Source organism: Pseudomonas sp. CC120222-01a, assembly GCF_003097235.1.
GTDB lineage: Bacteria > Pseudomonadota > Gammaproteobacteria > Pseudomonadales > Pseudomonadaceae > Aquipseudomonas.
On sequence record NZ_QEQQ01000027.1, the window covers coordinates 40624 to 56665 of the forward strand.

A 16042-nucleotide genomic window follows, 5' to 3' on the forward strand; every position below is an offset into this window, starting at 1 on the left:
CAAAAAAAACCCCGGACTTCGTATGGGGAGGGGGAAGTTCGGGGTTCAAGTCTGGACCGCTAGGGCGGGGTCCAGGTATCTGCCAACACTTAACACAACATAGGAGCATCGAAAGGCTTCACCAGCCATTCAGTTACTCTGAGTTCCACTTCACCGGTTTAGTTCCGGAGCCCTCAAAACTATTTGCGATAGTTTCATGAAACTCCTGAACTAATGGCATCGAGCCATGCCAGGATCCGCGTCACCACGTCGCAGATCCTACACATCTTTCCCAGCTCAATCAGTGAGCTTCGTCCCAATTCGAACCAACACCTGCTTCGACCACCAGCGGAACATCCAGTTGCGCGGCGTTGCTCATGTGCGTGCGGATTTCATCTTTCACCTGGTCGACCAGGTCCTCACGTACTTCCAGTACCAGTTCGTCGTGCACCTGCAGGATCACCCGTGCATCCAGGCCGCTCTCGCTCAGCCAGTTGTCGACGTTTACCATGGCGCGCTTGATGATGTCGGCGGCGGTGCCCTGCATCGGCGCGTTGATCGCCGTGCGCTCGGCGCCTTTGCGCAGGGCCGGGTTCTTGGCGTTGATATCCGGCAGGTACAGACGGCGACCGAACAGGGTTTCGACGAAGCCTTGCTCGGCTGCCTGGGCGCGGGTGCGCTCCATGTAGGCCAGCACGCCCGGGTAGCGGGCGAAGTAGCGGTCGATGTAATCCTGCGACTGCTTGCGGTCGACGCCAATCTGCTTGGCCAGGCCGAACGCACTCATGCCGTAGATCAGGCCGAAGTTGATGGCCTTGGCGCTGCGGCGCTGGTCGGTGGTGACGTCTTCCAGCGCCACGCTGAACACTTCCGCTGCCGTCGCGCGGTGCACGTCCAGGTCGTTGCGGAAGGCATGCAGCAGGCCTTCGTCCTTGGCCAGGTGGGCCATGATGCGCAGTTCGATCTGCGAATAGTCCGCCGCCAGCAGCTTGTAGCCGGGGCTGGCAACGAAGGCCTGGCGAATGCGCCGACCCTCGGCGGTGCGGATCGGGATGTTCTGCAGGTTCGGGTCGCTGGACGACAGGCGCCCGGTAGCGGCCACGGCCTGCTGGTAGGAGGTGTGGATACGCCCGGTGCGCGGGTTGATCTGCCCTGGCAGCTTGTCGGTATAGGTGCTCTTGAGCTTGCTCAGGCTGCGGTACTGCATCAGTACCTCGGGCAGCGGGTAGCCCTGCTCGGCAAGTTCGTCGAGCACCGCTTCGGCGGTGGAGGGCTGGCCCTTGGCGGTCTTGCTCAGTACCGGCATGCCCAGCTTGTCATAGAGGATCGCCCCAAGCTGCTTGGGCGAGCCGAGGTTGAACTCCTCACCGGCCAGCGCGTAGGCACGCTGCTCCAGTTCGGCCATCTTCACGCCCAGCTCTCCACTTTGCACCTGCAGCAGCGCGGCATCGACCAGCGCACCCTGGCGCTCGATCTTGGCCAGCACCGGCACCAGCGGCATCTCGATGTCCATCAACACCGGCTGCACGCTCGGCGTCTGCGCCAGGCGCGCCTGCAGCGCGTGGTGCAGGCGCAGGGTGATGTCGGCGTCTTCGGCGGCGTAAGGGCCAGCCTTGTCCAGGTTGATCTGGTTGAAGGTCAGCTGCTTGGCACCCTTGCCGGCGATGTCCTCGAAGGCGATGGTGGTGTGGTCGAGGTACTTCAGCGCCAGGCTGTCCATGTCGTGACGGGTGGCGGTGGAATTGAGCACGTACGACTCGAGCATGGTGTCGTAGGCCACACCGCGCATCTCGATGGCCGGCGAGTTGTTGGCGAGGATATTGATGTCGTACTTGGCGTTCTGCCCGACCTTGGCCTTGGCCGGGTCTTCCAGCAGCGGTTTCAACGCCAGCAGCACGGCCTCGCGGTCCAGCTGGGCCGGGGCGCCTTCGTAGTCGTGGGCCAGCGGCACATAAGCCGCTTCATGGGGCTCGACGGCGAACGACAGGCCCACCAGCTGCGCCTGCTGGGCGTCCAGGCCGGTGGTTTCGGTGTCGAAGGCGAACAGCGGCGCCTGGCGCAGCTTTTCCAGCCAGGCGTCGAAACGGGCCTGGTCGAGGATGGTTTCGTATCTCGTCTCGACCTCGGCGGCCGGCTCGTCGATCACTGGGGCGACATCGTCGCCGGCCTTGCTCGCACCGCGCTGGGCATCACGCTGAACTTCAGCGACCCAGCTCTTGAACTCCATTTCGCTGTACAGCGCCAGCAGCGCCTCACGGTCCGGTTCACCGCAAACCAGCGCCTCGACCTCGACATCCAGCGGTACGTCGCACTTGATGGTGGCCAGTTCGTAAGACAGGAACGCCGAGTCGCGGTGCTCTTCGAGTTTGGCCGGCAGGGTCTTGGCGCCGCGGATGGCCAGGGTCGGGACCTTGTCGAGGTTGGCGTAGAGGTCACTGAGGCCGCCGCCGATACCGGTCAACAGCCCGACCGCGGTTTTTTCACCGACGCCCGGCACGCCCGGGATGTTGTCGACCTTGTCACCCATGAGGGCGAGGAAGTCGATGATGTGTTCCGGGCCAACGCCAAACTTTTCGTGCACGCCGGCGACGTCCATCACGCTGCCGGTCATGGTGTTGACCAGGGTCACGTGGCCGTCCACCAGCTGCGCCATGTCCTTGTCGCCGGTCGAGATGATCACCGGCCGGCCCTGGGTCGCGCTGCTGCGGGCGAGGGTGCCGATCACGTCATCGGCCTCGACGCCTTCAACGCACAGCAAGGGGTAGCCCAGCGCCCGGACGCTGGCGTGCAGCGGCTCGACCTGCACCCGCAGGTCATCAGGCATGCTCGGGCGGTTGGCCTTGTACTCGGCGAACATGGCATCGCGGAAGGTCCCGCCCTTGGCGTCGAAGACCACGGCGAACAGGCTGTCGGGGTATTGCTTGCGCAGGCTCTTGAGCATGTTCAGCACACCCTTGACCGCGCCGGTCGGCATGCCCTTGGACGTGGTCAGCGGCGGCAGCGCATGGAAGGCGCGGTAGAGGTAGGAGGAACCGTCCACCAGGACGAGGGGCGCTTGGCTCATGAGCAGAATCAACCTTTTCGGCGGGTCCGGAGCTAGAATAGCCGGATCAATGACGACAAAGGGACTAGGTTATCATGCGTACACTCAATCGCCTGTTACTGCTCGGCCTGTTGGCAACCATGCCGGTCGTCACCCTGGCGGCGGAAGACGCCCCCTCGGCCGATCCCGAGGTGACCATTCGCACGGAAGGCGATAAAACCATCCAGGAATACCGGCAGAACGGCTTCCTGTATGCGATCAAGATCACGCCGAAAAACGGCAAGCCGTATTTCCTGGTCCGCGCCGATGGCACCGATGCCAATTTCATTCGTTCCGACCAACCGGACATGCTGATTCCGTCCTGGAAGATCTTCGAGTGGTAATCTGACGCGCGCACCGTTCACATCAACCCGGCACTTCCCGGCGGAAGTGCCCGTATGGGCATTTTTTCATCATGTCAGTCTTCACCCCCGTGACCCGGCCTGAGCTGGAAACCTTTCTGGCGCCGTACGAGCTGGGCCGTCTGCTCGACTTTCAGGGCATTGCCGCCGGTACCGAAAACAGCAACTTCTTCGTCAGCCTCGAACAGGGTGAGTTCGTCCTGACGCTGGTCGAGCGCGGTCCGGTCGAGGACATGCCGTTCTTCATCGACCTGCTCGACGTGCTGCACGATGCCGACATGCCGGTGCCCTACGCCCTGCGTGACCGTGACGGCAATGCCCTGCGCGAACTGTGCGGCAAGCCGGCCTTGCTGCAGCCGCGGCTGTCGGGCAAGCACATCAAGGCCCCGAACGCCCAGCACTGCGCCCAGGTTGGTGAACTGCTGGCGCACATTCACCTGGCCACCCGCGAACATATCATCGAGCGCCGCACCGACCGCGGCCTGGACTGGATGCTGGCATCCGGTGCCGAACTGTTGCCGCGCCTGAGCGCCGAGCAGGCGACCCTGCTGCAACCGGCGCTGGACGAGATCACCGCGCACAAGACGCAGATCCTGGCCTTGCCGCGTGCCAACCTGCACGCCGACCTGTTCCGTGACAACGTGATGTTCGAAGGTACCCACCTGACCGGTGTCATCGACTTCTACAACGCCTGCTCCGGGCCGATGCTGTATGACATCGCCATCACCGTTAACGACTGGTGCCTGGATGAACACGGTGCTATCGATGTGCCGCGCGCTCAGGCATTGCTGGGAGCCTATGCGGCGCTGCGGCCGTTTACCGCTGCCGAAGCCGAGCTGTGGCCGGAGATGTTGCGGGTAGGCTGCGTGCGCTTCTGGCTGTCGCGCCTGATTGCAGCAGAGTCGTTTGCCGGGATGGATGTGATGATCCATGACCCGAGCGAGTTCGAGGTGCGCCTGGCGCAACGCCAGCAGGTGGCCTTGCACCTGCCGTTCGCCCTCTAGATCCTCTTCTGCTGCTTCGCGGGCACGCCCGCTCCCACAGGTTCACGCTACCCCTGTAGGAGCGGGTTTACCCGCGAAGAGGCCAGAACAGGCTTACAGCTGTTCCAGGCACCCAGCCAGGTCACCACCGAGCTTCTCGAGCAGGCGCTCATAGCCCTTGGCATCCACCGGGTCGGTTCCGCCCAAGGCATCCAGCTCCGCCAACCGCACCGGCAGCCCGGCCGTCAGTGTCTCGGCCAGGCGCGGGCGCAGCGGTGGCTCGCTGAACACACAGGTCTTGCCCACTTCCTGCAGGCGCTTGCGCATCGCGGCCACATGCTGCGCGCCCGGCTGCACCTCGGACGCCACACTGAACACGCCAGTGTGCTGCAGGCCATAGGCCGACTCGAAGTAGTCGAATGCCTCGTGAAACACGAAGTAGGGCTTGTCGGCGATCCCGGCCACCCGCGCCTTGATCCGCGCATCCATGCCATCCAGGCGCTCGGTGAAGGCTTTCAGGTTGCTCTGGTAGCGCGCCGCATTGGCAGGGTCCGCCGCCGCCAGGTCAGCCGCCATCTTCGCCGCGATCACCCGGGCGTTGACCGACGACAGCCACAGGTGCGCATCCAGGCTGCCTGGGCGGTGATCGTGGTCATGGTCGTCCTGGTCCGCCTCCTCATGGGAATGGCTGTCCTCACCAAAGTGGCGCAGCTTCATGCCTGAAAGCGACTGCACGGCCACTGTCGGCTTGGTGCGGCTGCCCAGCACCCGCGGCAGGAAGTTCTCCATGTCCGGGCCGATCCAGTACAGCAGGTCGGCGTCGCCGACCTTGCGCACGTCGGACGGGCGCAGGGCGTAGTGGTGCGGCGAAGCGCCCGGTGGCAGCAGCACGTCAGGCTTGCCCGCGCCATCCTGCACGGCGGCGGCAATCTGCTGCAGGGGTTTGATACTGGTCAGCACGCGCACGTCGGCCTGCGCCGAACAGGCGATGAAAGCGACAAAAAGCACAAGGAATCGGGACACGATGAATACTCGACTCGTCAGAAACAGGTAACATAATAACGTCTCCATCCAGAACCGTCGCTGCCCATGTCCATCACGCCGCTGGCTCACCGTCCCCACGATCATTCCCATTGCGTGCACAGCGCCTTGTCCGAAGCCGATGCCTTGTGCACGCGCCAGGGCCTGCGCCTGACCGCACTGCGCCGGCGTGTGCTGGAGCTGGTGTGGCAGAGCCACAAGCCGCTGGGCGCCTACGACATCCTTGCCGTACTTAGCGAGCAGGACGGCCGCCGCGCCGCTCCACCGACCGTGTACCGTGCGCTGGACTTCCTGCTGGAAAACGGCCTGGTGCACCGCATCGCCTCACTCAACGCCTTCATCGGCTGTAGCCACCCGGAGCACGCGCACCAGGGCCAGTTCCTGATCTGCCGCGAATGCCACGTGGCCATCGAGTTGGAGCAGGACAGCATCAGCGACGCCATCATCAACAGTGCCAAGGGCGTGGGTTTCAGCGTCGAAACCCAGACGGTGGAAATCGTCGGCCTGTGTGCCAACTGCCGGAGCGCAGCATGAGCGACGCCCTGATCCGCCTGGAGCAGGTCGGCGTCAGCTTTGGTGGCGAAGCGGTGCTCGACAGCATCGACCTGTCGGTGGCGCCCGGCCAGATCGTCACCCTGATCGGCCCCAACGGTGCCGGCAAGACCACCCTGGTGCGCGCCGTGCTCGGGCTGCTCAAGCCACACCGCGGCAAGGTCTGGCGCAAGCCGAAGCTGCGTATCGGCTACATGCCGCAAAAGATCCAGGTGGACGCCACGCTGCCGCTGTCGGTACTGCGCTTCTTGCGCCTGGTGCCCGGGGTAGACCGCGCGGCTGCCTTGTCGGCACTGCAGGAAGTGGGTGCCGAACAGGTCATCGACAGCCCGATCCAGACCATTTCCGGTGGCGAGATGCAGCGCGTGCTGCTGGCCCGCGCGCTGCTGCGCGAGCCGCAGCTGCTGGTGCTCGACGAACCCGTGCAGGGTGTCGACGTGGTCGGCCAGACCGAGCTGTACAACCTGATCACCCGCCTGCGCGACCGCCACGGCTGCGGCGTGCTGATGGTCTCCCACGACCTGCACCTGGTGATGAGCGCCACCGACCAGGTGGTCTGCCTGAACCGTCACGTGTGCTGCTCGGGCCACCCCGAGCAGGTCAGCAACGACCCGGCCTTTGTCGAGCTGTTTGGCCAGAACGCCCCAAGCCTGGCTGTCTATCACCACCATCACGACCACAGCCACGACCTGCACGGCTCGGTCGTCGCCCCTGGCGCCCATGTTCACGGAGAGCACTGCAAGCATGGCTGATTTTCTTCTTTACGCCTTGCTTGCGGGTTTGTCCCTGGCAGTGGTAGCGGGCCCGCTTGGCTCGTTTGTGGTGTGGCGGCGCATGGCCTACTTCGGCGATACCTTGTCCCACGCCGCGCTGTTGGGCGTGGCCATGGGCTTCGTGCTGGATGTCAGCCCGGCCCTGGCAGTGACGGTGGGCTGCCTGCTGCTGGCGATCCTGCTGGTGACCTTGCAGCAACGCCAGCCGCTGGCCTCCGATACGCTGCTCGGCATTCTCGCCCCCAGCACCCTGTCGCTGGGCCTGGTGGTGCTGAGCTTCATGCATGATGTGCGCATCGACCTGATGGCCTACCTGTTCGGCGACCTGCTGGCCATCAGCACCACCGACCTGGCGTGGATCCTGGGCGGCAGCGCGCTGGTCCTGCTGCTGCTCGCCGCGCTGTGGCGACCGTTGCTGGCCATCACCGTGCATGAAGAACTGGCCATGGTCGAAGGCCTGCCGGTAGCGGGTCTGCGCATGGCCCTGATGCTGCTGATTGCCGTGGTCATTGCCGTGGCCATGAAGATCGTCGGCGTGCTGCTGATCACCTCACTGCTGATCATTCCCGCCGCCGCGGCACAGCGCCACGCCCGCTCGCCAGAGCAGATGGCCCTGGGCGCCAGCCTGCTCGGCATTACCGCCGTATGCGGCGGCCTGGCCATGTCCTGGTTCAAGGACACCCCGGCCGGCCCATCGATCGTGGTCTGCGCGGCAGTGCTATTCTTGCTGAGCCTGGCCCTGCCAAAACGCTGAAAACCGGGGTGCTCAGAGTTGCACCCTGCAACCTTTTCACCGGTAAAGGGTCTGTAAGACTTATTTTCGAGCGTGCGCACCTGGGTGTAGACTTGCTCGCTTTTTGCGCAAATAGAGAGTCGCAGGAATGAAGCCGTTCGCATCCCGTTATCTGCTTGTTGCCGCGTTTTCCCTGTTCCTGGCTGCGTGTTCCAGCGCGCCGGTAGAACAGGCCGATGCACCTGCCCAAGCCGATGCCTGGCAGCAGCTGCAACAGAGTATCGCCAGCAACGAGCTGGCCACCGCCGAAGACCAGCTGGCTGCACTGCAGACGCAGTCGCCAGATGACCCTCGCCTGGAGCAAAACCAGCGCCAGTTGGCCGAGGCCTACCTGAAACGCAGCCAGATCGTGCTGCAGAAGGGCGACGTCAATGCCGCCGCTACTGCGCTGGCCCGGGCCCGGGCGCTGATGCCGCAGGCACCGGCCGTAACCGGCGGCGACGCCGTGACCCAGGCGCGCAAGGCCGAGCTGGAAAAGGCAGAAGCGGCCTTGAAGGCGGCTGAGGCCAAGCCCCAGGCGCGGGTGATCGACCCGACGGCGCCGAGCACGGTGATTGCGCTAAAGACCACCGACATCCGGGCGATGCGTCGCCAGCTCGATGAGATTGCCAAGGACGTGGTCAATTACCAGTGTGACGTGGTGTTCCAGGTGCCGCGTACTCAGGATGCACCTTGGCTGAAGAACCTGCTGGAGAAGCGCGTGCACAAGCTCGACAGCGGGTTCCAGCTGAAGCAGAAGCATGAGATTCAACGGTCGATGCCCGCGCAGGTGGTATTGGTCCCGCATCAGCGTTGAAGCCTTCGCGGGCTTGCCCGCTCCCACAGGTACAGCGCCAGCCTCGAGGCTTGCATAGAACCTGTGGGAGCGGGCAAGCCCGCGAAGAGGCCCTATCAGGCGGGCACCGATTCTGCTGCCGCCTCCCGCTCCCACACCCGATGCCCTTCAACCGCTTTGACAAAGGCATCCACGGTCTTCTGCTCATCTCCGAGCAGCAATCCCTTGTCTTCCTTGAGCCCCAGGCTATTCAACAGGTCCTTGGTCAACACCATCGCCTTGAGATGCTTGTAGCCCTCCAGCAGGAAGTGCTTCGCCACCCCACTTGAAGCCAAGGCCTTGTCCACGCCCTTGGGCACCACAATCCCGTCGAACATGATCGACGGCATCCCCTCCATCGACGCATCTACCGGCAACTGCTTGCCGTCCGCCGTTTTTACCGGCGCCGAAGTCGGCCCCAGCAGCATCGGCCGAGCGCTTTTGGCCTGCAGCGCCTTGACCAGCTTGTCGACACTCGCAGCATCCACACCCTCGGCTACCAGCACGGCGATCTTGCGCCCCTTGATCCCCACATCACCGGGGTGGTTCATCTGGCTCAAAGCCTTGGAATGCACGGGTTTGCTACCTTTTACCTGCACCGTGCCCTGCTTCGGCGCCGGCAAGCCAAGGTTGGCCGCCACCGCCGCCGCCAGCTTAAGGTCGATGTTGGCGAGGATCTCGTTCACCTCACGCTGGCGAATGTTCTCGCGCTCCACCTTGCCCAACTCGAAGCTGTAAGCCTTGATGATGTGTTGCTGCTCGGTCGGGCTCATGCTCTGGAAGAACAGCCGCGCCTGGGAGAAGTGGTCGCCGAACGACTCACTGCGTTGGCGGATCTTGTGCGCATCGATACGCTCCTGATAGCTCTCGAAGCCGCCGTCCTGCGCGGCTGGCGGCGTCTCCTTGGGCCAGCCGCCATCGATGGAATTGGGCTCGTAAGAAGCCCGGCCCTTGTCGATGGTCATGCGGTGCATGGCGTCGCGCTGGCTGCTGTGGTTCGGCGCCACCGGCCGGTTGATCGGGATTTCATGGAAGTTGGGGCCGCCGAGGCGGCTGATCTGGGTGTCGGTGTAGGAGAACAACCGGCCCTGCAGCAACGGGTCGTTGCTGAAGTCGATGCCAGGCACGATATGCCCCGGGCAGAAGGCCACTTGCTCGGTCTCGGCGAAAAAGTTGTCCGGGTTGCGGTTGAGTACCATCTTGCCCAGCTTGGTGACCGCTACCAGCTCCTCGGGAATCAGCTTGGTCGGGTCGAGCAGGTCGAAGTCGAACTTGTGCTCATCGGCTTCCGGCACGATCTGCACACCCAGCTCCCACTCGGGGTAATCACCGGTCTCGATCGCATCCCAGAGGTCGCGGCGATGGTAGTCAGTGTCCTTGCCTGCAAGCTTCTGCGCTTCGTCCCACAACACCGAGTGCACGCCCTGGCGCGGCTTCCAGTGGAACTTGACGAAACTGGCCACGCCCTCGGCATTGATCATGCGGAAGGTGTGCACGCCAAAGCCTTCCATCATCCGCAAGCTGCGCGGAATGGCGCGGTCGGACATGGCCCAGATCACCATGTGCGCAGACTCCGGCACCAGCGAGACAAAGTCCCAGAAGGTGTCATGGGCCGAACCGCCGGTAGGCATCTCGTTGTGCGGCTCGGGTTTGACCGCATGCACGAAGTCGGGAAACTTGATTGCGTCCTGGATGAAAAACACCGGCATATTGTTGCCAACCAGGTCGAAATTGCCTTCATCGGTATAGAACTTGACGGCAAAGCCGCGAACGTCACGCACGGTGTCGCCAGAGCCACGTGGCCCCTGCACCGTGGAAAAGCGCACGAACACCGGGGTGATCTTCTCAGGGTCCTGCAGGAAACCGGCCTTGGTCAGCTCGGCATGGCAGCCGTAGCTCTGGAAGTAGCCGTGGGCCCCGGTACCACGGGCATGAACGATACGCTCAGGAATCCGCTCGTGGTCGAAGTGGGTGATCTTCTCGCGCAGGATGAAGTCTTCTAGCAGCGAGGCCCCGCGCGCGCCGGCCTTGAGGCTGTTCTGGTTGTCGGCAATCTTCACCCCTTGGTTGGTGCGCAGTGCCTGGCCGGTGGCGTCACTGCGGAACGATTCAAGGCTCTGCAGTTTGGCATTGGTGTTGGCCCGGTCAGGGGTCTGGGTGCCGGCGGCCTCGCTGTGCTTGGGCGCGTCCGTCTTCTTGCTGGGCATGGTCGGCTCTCCTCGTCAGTCTTCAGGCGTGCCCTTGTCGGGCTTGTGCAAGTAGTGACTGGAGGGCGTTGTCGAGCGTTCAATCAGGATTACCGGTTGTCGCGATATGCCCGAAGGATTGGTGCATTACGAAATAAATGCTAAGAACAGCTATGGGAAAAGGCTAAAATGCGCGACCCCAGCTAACCGCTGACCCAAATTCCATGCGCCCCACAAGGTTCGCTACGTGATCGAGTTCCAACAGGTACACAAGACCTACCGCGTCGCCGGTAGGGAAATCCCCGCACTGAATCCGACCAGCCTGACCATCGAAGATGGCCAGGTGTTCGGCCTGATCGGCCATTCCGGCGCCGGCAAGAGCACCATGCTGCGCCTGATCAACCGCCTCGAAGAGCCTTCCGGCGGCACGATCATCGTCGACGGCGAAGACGTCACCGCGTTCAACGCCAACCAGCTGCGCGGCTTCCGCCAGCAGGTCGGGATGATCTTCCAGCACTTCAACCTGCTGGCATCCAAGACGGTCGCCGACAACGTCGCCCTGCCACTGACCCTGGCCGGCGAGCTGTCCCGCAGCGAGATCGACAAGCGTGTCACCGAGCTGCTGGCCCGGGTCGGCCTGCAGGACCACGCCAGGAAGTACCCGGCGCAGTTGTCCGGTGGCCAGAAGCAACGCGTCGGCATTGCCCGCGCCCTGTCGACCAACCCGAAGATCCTGCTGTGCGACGAAGCCACCAGCGCCCTCGACCCGCAGACCACCGCTTCGGTGTTGCAGCTGCTGGCCGAGATCAACCGTGAGCTGAAGCTGACCATCGTACTGATCACCCACGAAATGGACGTGATCCGCCGGGTCTGCGACCGCGTAGCAGTCATGGATGCCGGCCAGATCGTCGAGCAAGGCTCGGTGGCCGACGTGTTCCTGCACCCGCAACACCCGACCACCAAGCGTTTCGTCCAGGAGGACGAGCAGGTCGACGAAGGCGAGCAGCGCGACGACTTCGCCCACGTGCCAGGCCGTATCGTGCGCCTGACCTTCCAGGGCGATTCCACCTACGCCCCGCTGCTGGGCACCGTGGCCCGTGAAACCGGCGTGGACTACAGCATCCTCGCCGGGCGTATCGACCGCATCAAGGATGTCCCCTATGGCCAGCTCACCCTTGCCCTGATCGGCGGGGACATGGAAGCGGCGTTCGCCCGCTTCAAGGCAGCTGACGTACATATGGAGGTACTGCGTTGATGGACGCCCTGAATTTCTTCGCTAACGTCGACTGGGCCGAAATCTGGCTGGCCACCGTCGATACCATGATCATGCTGTTCGGCTCGCTGTTCTTCACCGTGTTGCTGGGCCTGCCACTGGGCGTGCTGCTGTTCCTCTGCGGGCCGAAGCAGATGTTCGAGCAGAAGGGCGTGTATGCGCTGCTGTCGCTGATCGTCAACATCCTGCGCTCGCTGCCGTTCATCATCCTGCTGATCGTGATGATTCCGTTCACCGTGTTGATCACCGGCACCTCGCTGGGTGTCGCCGGCGCCATCCCGCCGCTGGTGGTGGGTGCCACGCCGTTCTTCGCGCGCCTGGTGGAAACCGCCTTGCGTGAGGTGGACCGCGGCATCATCGAGGCCACCCAGTCGATGGGCGCCACCACCCGCCAGATCATCACCAGCGCGCTGCTGCCGGAGGCCCGCCCGGGCATCTTCGCGGCGATCACCGTCACCGCCATCACCCTGGTGTCGTACACCGCCATGGCCGGTGTGGTCGGCGCTGGCGGCCTGGGCGACCTGGCCATCCGCTTCGGTTACCAGCGTTTCCAGACCGACGTGATGGTCGTGACCGTGGTGCTGTTGCTGGTCCTGGTTCAAGTCCTGCAGAGCGTGGGCGACAAACTGGTCGTGCATTTTTCCCGTAAGTAACCCCAATGGGGTCGGCCCGGCCGACCCGTTCGGGGGCCGTCGCGGCCCTCACAAGGAGTGATTCATGAAGAAGCTGCTTGCTGTTGTCGCCGCTGTCGCGGCCTTCTCGGCCAACGCCGCCGAAACCCTCACCGTCGCCGCCACCCCGGTGCCGCACGCCGAGATCCTCAACTTCGTCAAACCTCAGCTGGCGAAAGAAGGCGTAGACCTGAAGGTCAAGGAATTCACCGACTACATTCAGCCGAACGTGCAGGTGGCCGAGAAGCGCCTGGACGCCAACTTCTTCCAGCACCAGCCGTACCTGGATGAGTTCAACAAGGCCAAGGGCACCAACCTGGTCAGCGTTGCCGGCGTGCACATCGAGCCGCTGGGCGTGTACTCGACCAAGATCAAGAAGCTCGACGAGCTGTCCTCCGGCGCTACCGTGGTCATCCCCAACGACGCCACCAACGGCGGCCGCGCCCTGCTGCTGCTGGACAAGGCCGGCGTGATCAAGTTGAAGGACAACACCAACATCCTGTCGACCGTGAAGGACGTTGCCGAAAACCCGAAAAGCGTGAAGTTCCGTGAGCTGGAAGCGGCCACCATCCCGCGTGTGCTGACCCAGGTCGATATCGCCCTGATCAACACCAACTACGCGCTGGAAGCCAAGCTGAATCCGGAAAAAGACGCCTTGGCCATCGAAGGCAGCGACTCGCCGTACGTGAACATCCTGGTTGCCCGCCCGGACAACAAGGACTCGGACGCGATGAAGAAGCTGGCGGCTGCACTGCACTCGCCTGAGGTGAAGCAGTTCATCAACGAGAAGTACAAAGGCGCTGTCGTTCCGGCGTTCTGATCTCGCATCCTTGGGGCCGCTTTGCGGCCCTTTCGCGACACAAGGCCGCTCCTACAGGGATGTGAGTTCCCCTGTAGGAGCGGCCTTGTGTCGCGAAAGGCCTGCGCAGCAGGCCCAGCAATCTCAATCCCGCTTGACCAAGCCAGGCAGTTGCGCCACCAGCTTCTGGTTGTTGAACGGCGCACGAATGAACCCACGCTGACGCCCATCCGGCCCAACGACCGCCAGGTTGCCGCTGTGATCAACGGTATACCCCGGCTTGCTGGTATCGGCCGGGATGAACGGAATGCTCAAGGCATTGGCCAGCTTCTGGGTATCTTCGATCGACCCCGCCACCCCGACAAAATCCTTGTCGAAATAGCCCAGGTACTGCTTCAGCTGGTTCGGCGTATCGCGGTTCGGGTCCACGCTCACCAGCACCACCTGCAGCCGGTCCACGGCCTCCTTGGGCAGCTCGCTCTTCACCTGGCGCAACTGGGCCAGGGTGGTCGGGCAGATGTCCGGGCAGTAGGTGTAGCCGAAGAACAGCAGCGACCATTTGCCCTTGAGGTCGTCCAGCTGCACCGGCTGGCCATCCTGGTTGGTCATGGTCACATCGGCCACCGCGCGGCTCTGCGGCAGCAGGATGATGCCGGCATCGATCAGTTCGGTCGGGTTCAGCTGGCCCCGCTCACTGAGCACCTTGTTGACGGTAAGGCCCAGGATCAGCGCGACCAGGGCGACGAGGATGAAGACGGTTTTCTGGGTTCGGGTCATAGATTCAGCAACAGGTAGTGGTCAACGAGCAACGCGATGAACAGCGCGAACAGGTAGCCGATAGAGTACTTGAAGGTGCCGATCGCCGCGTGCGGCTGGCTGCCACGGTACAACACCCAAGCCCATTGCAGGAAGCGCAGGCCCAGTACCAGGGCGCAGGCCAGGTACAACAGGCCGCTCATGTGGATGGCAAACGGCAGCAGGCTCACTGCCAGCAATATCAGGCTGTACAACAGGATATGCAGCTTGGTGTAACGCTCGCCGTGGGTAACCGGCAGCATCGGGATATCGGCCTTGGCGTACTCTTCCTTGCGGTGGATGGCCAGCGCCCAGAAGTGCGGTGGCGTCCAGGCGAAGATGATCAGCACCAGCAGCAAAGGCTCGGCGCTGACATGGCCGCTCACTGCGACCCAACCCAGCAGCGGCGGTGCGGCGCCGGCCAGCCCGCCGATGACGATGTTCTGAGGCGTGGCGCGCTTGAGAAAGCCGGTGTAGAGCACCGCATAGCCGAGCAGGGAAGCCAGGGTCAGCCAGGCGGTGAGGGGGTTGGTAAAGACCAGCAGCAGGGCCATGCCAAGCAGCGCCAGAGCCAGGGCGAACAGCAACGCCGGCAACGGCTCGACCCGGCCCTGGGCCAAGGGCCGCTTGTGGGTACGCGCCATCAATGCGTCGATGCGCCGGTCCACCACGTGGTTGACCACTGCCGCGCTGCCCGCGCACAGGGCGATCCCCAGGTTGCCGAACAGCAGCACACTCCAGCTGACCCCAGCGCGGGTCGCCAGGAACATGCCCGCCAGCGAGGTGATCAACATCAAAACCACCACCTTGGGCTTGGTCAGCTCCAGGTAATCGCGCCAGCCGGCACGCCGTGCGCTCAGAAGCGTCGCCACGAATCGTTCCTCATGTGATGGTTGATGCTCACTCCGGCTACAGGCCGCAGGCGCCAGCCCTGCCCGACGCCGACGCGGACCTTGTCGACCACGCGAATGCGGTAGTTCACCAGCACCATGCTCAGCAGCAGCATCGCACCGCCCGCGTTATGCGCGACGGCCACGGCCAGCGGCAGGTGGAACAGCACGTTGCTGATCCCCAGGCCGACTTGTACGGCCAGCGCCAGCAGCACCAGCCGCGACAGGCCAGTGAGGCCACAGCGGTGCAGCTTCCAGCTGAGCAGCAGCAGCACACAGGTCACCAATAGCGCGCCCAGACGGTGGCTGATGTGAATGGCCGTGCGCGCATCGCTGTCCAGCTGCCCACCCAGGTAGTTGGGGCCGACGTGCTGGCTGAGGTGGAAGCCGTTGCTGAAGTCGGCCGCCGGCCACCACTGGCCATGGCAGGTGGGCAGGTCGATGCAGGCGACCGCCGCATAGTTGGCACTGACCCAGCCGCCCAGGGCGATCTGGCCGATCACCACCAGCAAGGCCAACGCGGCTATCCGCCGTAGGCTGAGCGGCAGCTTTGGCAAGGGCGCAAAGGCCCGGGATAGACGCAGGGACAGCAGGAACAGCAGGCTCAGGGTGGTGAAACCGCCCAGCAAGTGCGCGGTGACCACTTGCGGCCACAATTTAAGGGTGACGGTCCACATGCCAAACGCCGCCTGCGCCAGCACCACGCCCAGCAACAACAGTGGCAGGCGATACGGCTGGCCATCGCGGGCATGCCGACGCAGCGCCTGCAGGGCGAGCAGGGCGATCACCACGGCGAGGGTGCCGGCGAAGTAACGATGGACCATCTCGGCCCAGCCCTTGGCCTCTTCCACCGGATGGTCCGGGAAGTGCAGTCCGGCATGGGCCAGCTGCGCTTCGCTGCTGGGCACGCTGATGAAACCATAGCAACCCGGCCAGTCGGGGCAGCCGAGCCCGGCGTGGGTCAGGCGGGTGTAGGCACCGAGCAGGACGACCAGCAGTGCCAGCAGGGTGGCGAACACAGCGAGGCGGAATCCAGGTCTGGCCATGGC

At 63.9% G+C, this 16042-nt stretch carries 15 protein-coding genes; 9 read left to right on the forward strand and 6 right to left on the reverse strand.

All coding sequences use genetic code 11. From position 1 onward, the window contains the following. Positions 1–280: 280 nt before the first annotated feature. Entirely contained in the window at positions 281–3043 is a 2763-nt protein-coding gene (gene polA, locus N430_RS25265; protein ID WP_110639515.1) for a DNA polymerase I, read from the reverse strand. Positions 3044–3117: 74 nt separating this feature from the next. Between polA and N430_RS25270 the strand changes: the two genes are divergently transcribed. Further along, positions 3118–3405 carry a DUF2782 domain-containing protein gene (locus N430_RS25270; RefSeq protein WP_027917186.1) on the forward strand — a complete coding sequence of 96 codons (288 nt, stop codon included), beginning with the start codon at positions 3118–3120 and terminating at the stop codon, positions 3403–3405. A gap of 71 nt (positions 3406–3476) precedes the next feature. Beyond that, positions 3477–4427 (forward strand): homoserine kinase, encoded by a 951-nt coding sequence (locus tag N430_RS25275; RefSeq protein ID WP_110639514.1) that lies wholly within the window; start codon positions 3477–3479, stop codon positions 4425–4427. 93 nt (positions 4428–4520) lie between these two features. On the opposite strand, the gene N430_RS25280 is transcribed toward N430_RS25275, so the two are convergent. Beyond that, on the reverse strand, positions 4521–5477 hold the full coding sequence (locus N430_RS25280) for a zinc ABC transporter substrate-binding protein (protein ID WP_110639513.1): 957 nt from the start codon (positions 5475–5477) through the stop codon (positions 4521–4523). An 18-nt stretch (positions 5478–5495) separates the two neighbouring features. Between N430_RS25280 and zur the strand changes: the two genes are divergently transcribed. The 4 genes from zur to N430_RS25300 all read left to right on the forward strand — a co-directional run bounded on the left by zur (position 5496) and on the right by N430_RS25300 (position 8361). Continuing rightward, positions 5496–5981, forward strand: a complete 486-nt coding sequence (zur, locus tag N430_RS25285) for a zinc uptake transcriptional repressor Zur (RefSeq protein ID WP_110639512.1) — start codon at positions 5496–5498, stop codon at positions 5979–5981. Continuing rightward, entirely contained in the window at positions 5978–6751 is a 774-nt protein-coding gene (znuC, locus tag N430_RS25290; RefSeq protein ID WP_060483860.1) for a zinc ABC transporter ATP-binding protein ZnuC, read from the forward strand. The genes zur and znuC overlap by 4 nt, the downstream gene beginning before the upstream one ends. Further along, positions 6744–7526 (forward strand): zinc ABC transporter permease subunit ZnuB, encoded by a 783-nt coding sequence (znuB, locus tag N430_RS25295; protein ID WP_110639511.1) that lies wholly within the window; start codon positions 6744–6746, stop codon positions 7524–7526. The genes znuC and znuB overlap by 8 nt, the downstream gene beginning before the upstream one ends. 127 nt (positions 7527–7653) lie before the next feature. After that, positions 7654–8361 (forward strand): PA5502 family lipoprotein, encoded by a 708-nt coding sequence (locus N430_RS25300; RefSeq protein WP_110639510.1) that lies wholly within the window; start codon positions 7654–7656, stop codon positions 8359–8361. 95 nt (positions 8362–8456) lie between these two features. On the opposite strand, the gene katE is transcribed toward N430_RS25300, so the two are convergent. Beyond that, a complete protein-coding gene (gene katE, locus N430_RS25310; protein WP_110639509.1) occupies positions 8457–10586 on the reverse strand; it encodes a catalase HPII in 2130 nt (709 codons plus the stop codon). Between the two features lie 226 nt (positions 10587–10812). On the opposite strand from katE, the gene N430_RS25315 reads away from it, so the two are divergent. From N430_RS25315 to N430_RS25325, 3 genes are all read left to right on the forward strand, one after another. Next, positions 10813–11820: a methionine ABC transporter ATP-binding protein gene (locus N430_RS25315; RefSeq protein WP_110639508.1), complete on the forward strand. Its 1008-nt coding sequence runs from the start codon at positions 10813–10815 to the stop codon at positions 11818–11820. Continuing rightward, positions 11820–12491 (forward strand): methionine ABC transporter permease, encoded by a 672-nt coding sequence (locus N430_RS25320; RefSeq protein ID WP_103448334.1) that lies wholly within the window; start codon positions 11820–11822, stop codon positions 12489–12491. The genes N430_RS25315 and N430_RS25320 overlap by 1 nt, the downstream gene beginning before the upstream one ends. 64 nt (positions 12492–12555) lie before the next feature. Continuing rightward, on the forward strand, positions 12556–13329 hold the full coding sequence (locus N430_RS25325; RefSeq protein WP_110639507.1) for a MetQ/NlpA family ABC transporter substrate-binding protein: 774 nt from the start codon (positions 12556–12558) through the stop codon (positions 13327–13329). Positions 13330–13452: 123 nt separating this feature from the next. Here the strand turns inward: N430_RS25325 and N430_RS25330 are convergent, their stop codons facing one another. Genes N430_RS25330 through N430_RS25340 form a run of 3 tightly spaced genes read right to left on the reverse strand, consistent with a single transcriptional unit; the run spans position 13453 to position 16039 of the window. Continuing rightward, a complete protein-coding gene (locus N430_RS25330; protein ID WP_103448336.1) occupies positions 13453–14085 on the reverse strand; it encodes an SCO family protein in 633 nt (210 codons plus the stop codon). Then, the gene (gene cyoE, locus N430_RS25335) at positions 14082–14975 is read right to left on the reverse strand and encodes a heme o synthase (protein ID WP_110639506.1); all 894 of its coding nucleotides are present in this window, start codon (positions 14973–14975) and stop codon (positions 14082–14084) included. Before cyoE ends, N430_RS25330 begins: the two co-directional genes overlap by 4 nt. After that, complete coding sequence (locus N430_RS25340) at positions 14960–16039, reverse strand: heme A synthase (RefSeq protein ID WP_110639505.1); 1080 nt, start codon at positions 16037–16039, stop codon at positions 14960–14962. The genes cyoE and N430_RS25340 overlap by 16 nt, the downstream gene beginning before the upstream one ends. Between the last annotated feature and the right edge of the window lie 3 nt (positions 16040–16042).

Bases quoted from the DNA above. Each gene is read 5' to 3' on its own strand.
- polA (WP_110639515.1), bottom strand. From the start codon at position 3,043: ATGAGCCAAGCGCCCCTCGTCCTGGTGGACGGTTCCTCCTACCTCTAC.
- N430_RS25340 (WP_110639505.1), bottom strand. From the start codon at position 16,039: ATGGCCAGACCTGGATTCCGCCTCGCTGTGTTCGCCACCCTGCTGGCA.
- N430_RS25275 (WP_110639514.1), top strand. From the start codon at position 3,477: ATGTCAGTCTTCACCCCCGTGACCCGGCCTGAGCTGGAAACCTTTCTG.
- N430_RS25270 (WP_027917186.1), top strand. From the start codon at position 3,118: ATGCGTACACTCAATCGCCTGTTACTGCTCGGCCTGTTGGCAACCATG.
- N430_RS25280 (WP_110639513.1), bottom strand. From the start codon at position 5,477: ATGGAGACGTTATTATGTTACCTGTTTCTGACGAGTCGAGTATTCATC.
- N430_RS25320 (WP_103448334.1), top strand. From the start codon at position 11,820: ATGGACGCCCTGAATTTCTTCGCTAACGTCGACTGGGCCGAAATCTGG.
- katE (WP_110639509.1), bottom strand. From the start codon at position 10,586: ATGCCCAGCAAGAAGACGGACGCGCCCAAGCACAGCGAGGCCGCCGGC.
- znuB (WP_110639511.1), top strand. From the start codon at position 6,744: ATGGCTGATTTTCTTCTTTACGCCTTGCTTGCGGGTTTGTCCCTGGCA.
- N430_RS25330 (WP_103448336.1), bottom strand. From the start codon at position 14,085: ATGACCCGAACCCAGAAAACCGTCTTCATCCTCGTCGCCCTGGTCGCG.
- N430_RS25300 (WP_110639510.1), top strand. From the start codon at position 7,654: ATGAAGCCGTTCGCATCCCGTTATCTGCTTGTTGCCGCGTTTTCCCTG.
- N430_RS25325 (WP_110639507.1), top strand. From the start codon at position 12,556: ATGAAGAAGCTGCTTGCTGTTGTCGCCGCTGTCGCGGCCTTCTCGGCC.
- znuC (WP_060483860.1), top strand. From the start codon at position 5,978: ATGAGCGACGCCCTGATCCGCCTGGAGCAGGTCGGCGTCAGCTTTGGT.
- zur (WP_110639512.1), top strand. From the start codon at position 5,496: ATGTCCATCACGCCGCTGGCTCACCGTCCCCACGATCATTCCCATTGC.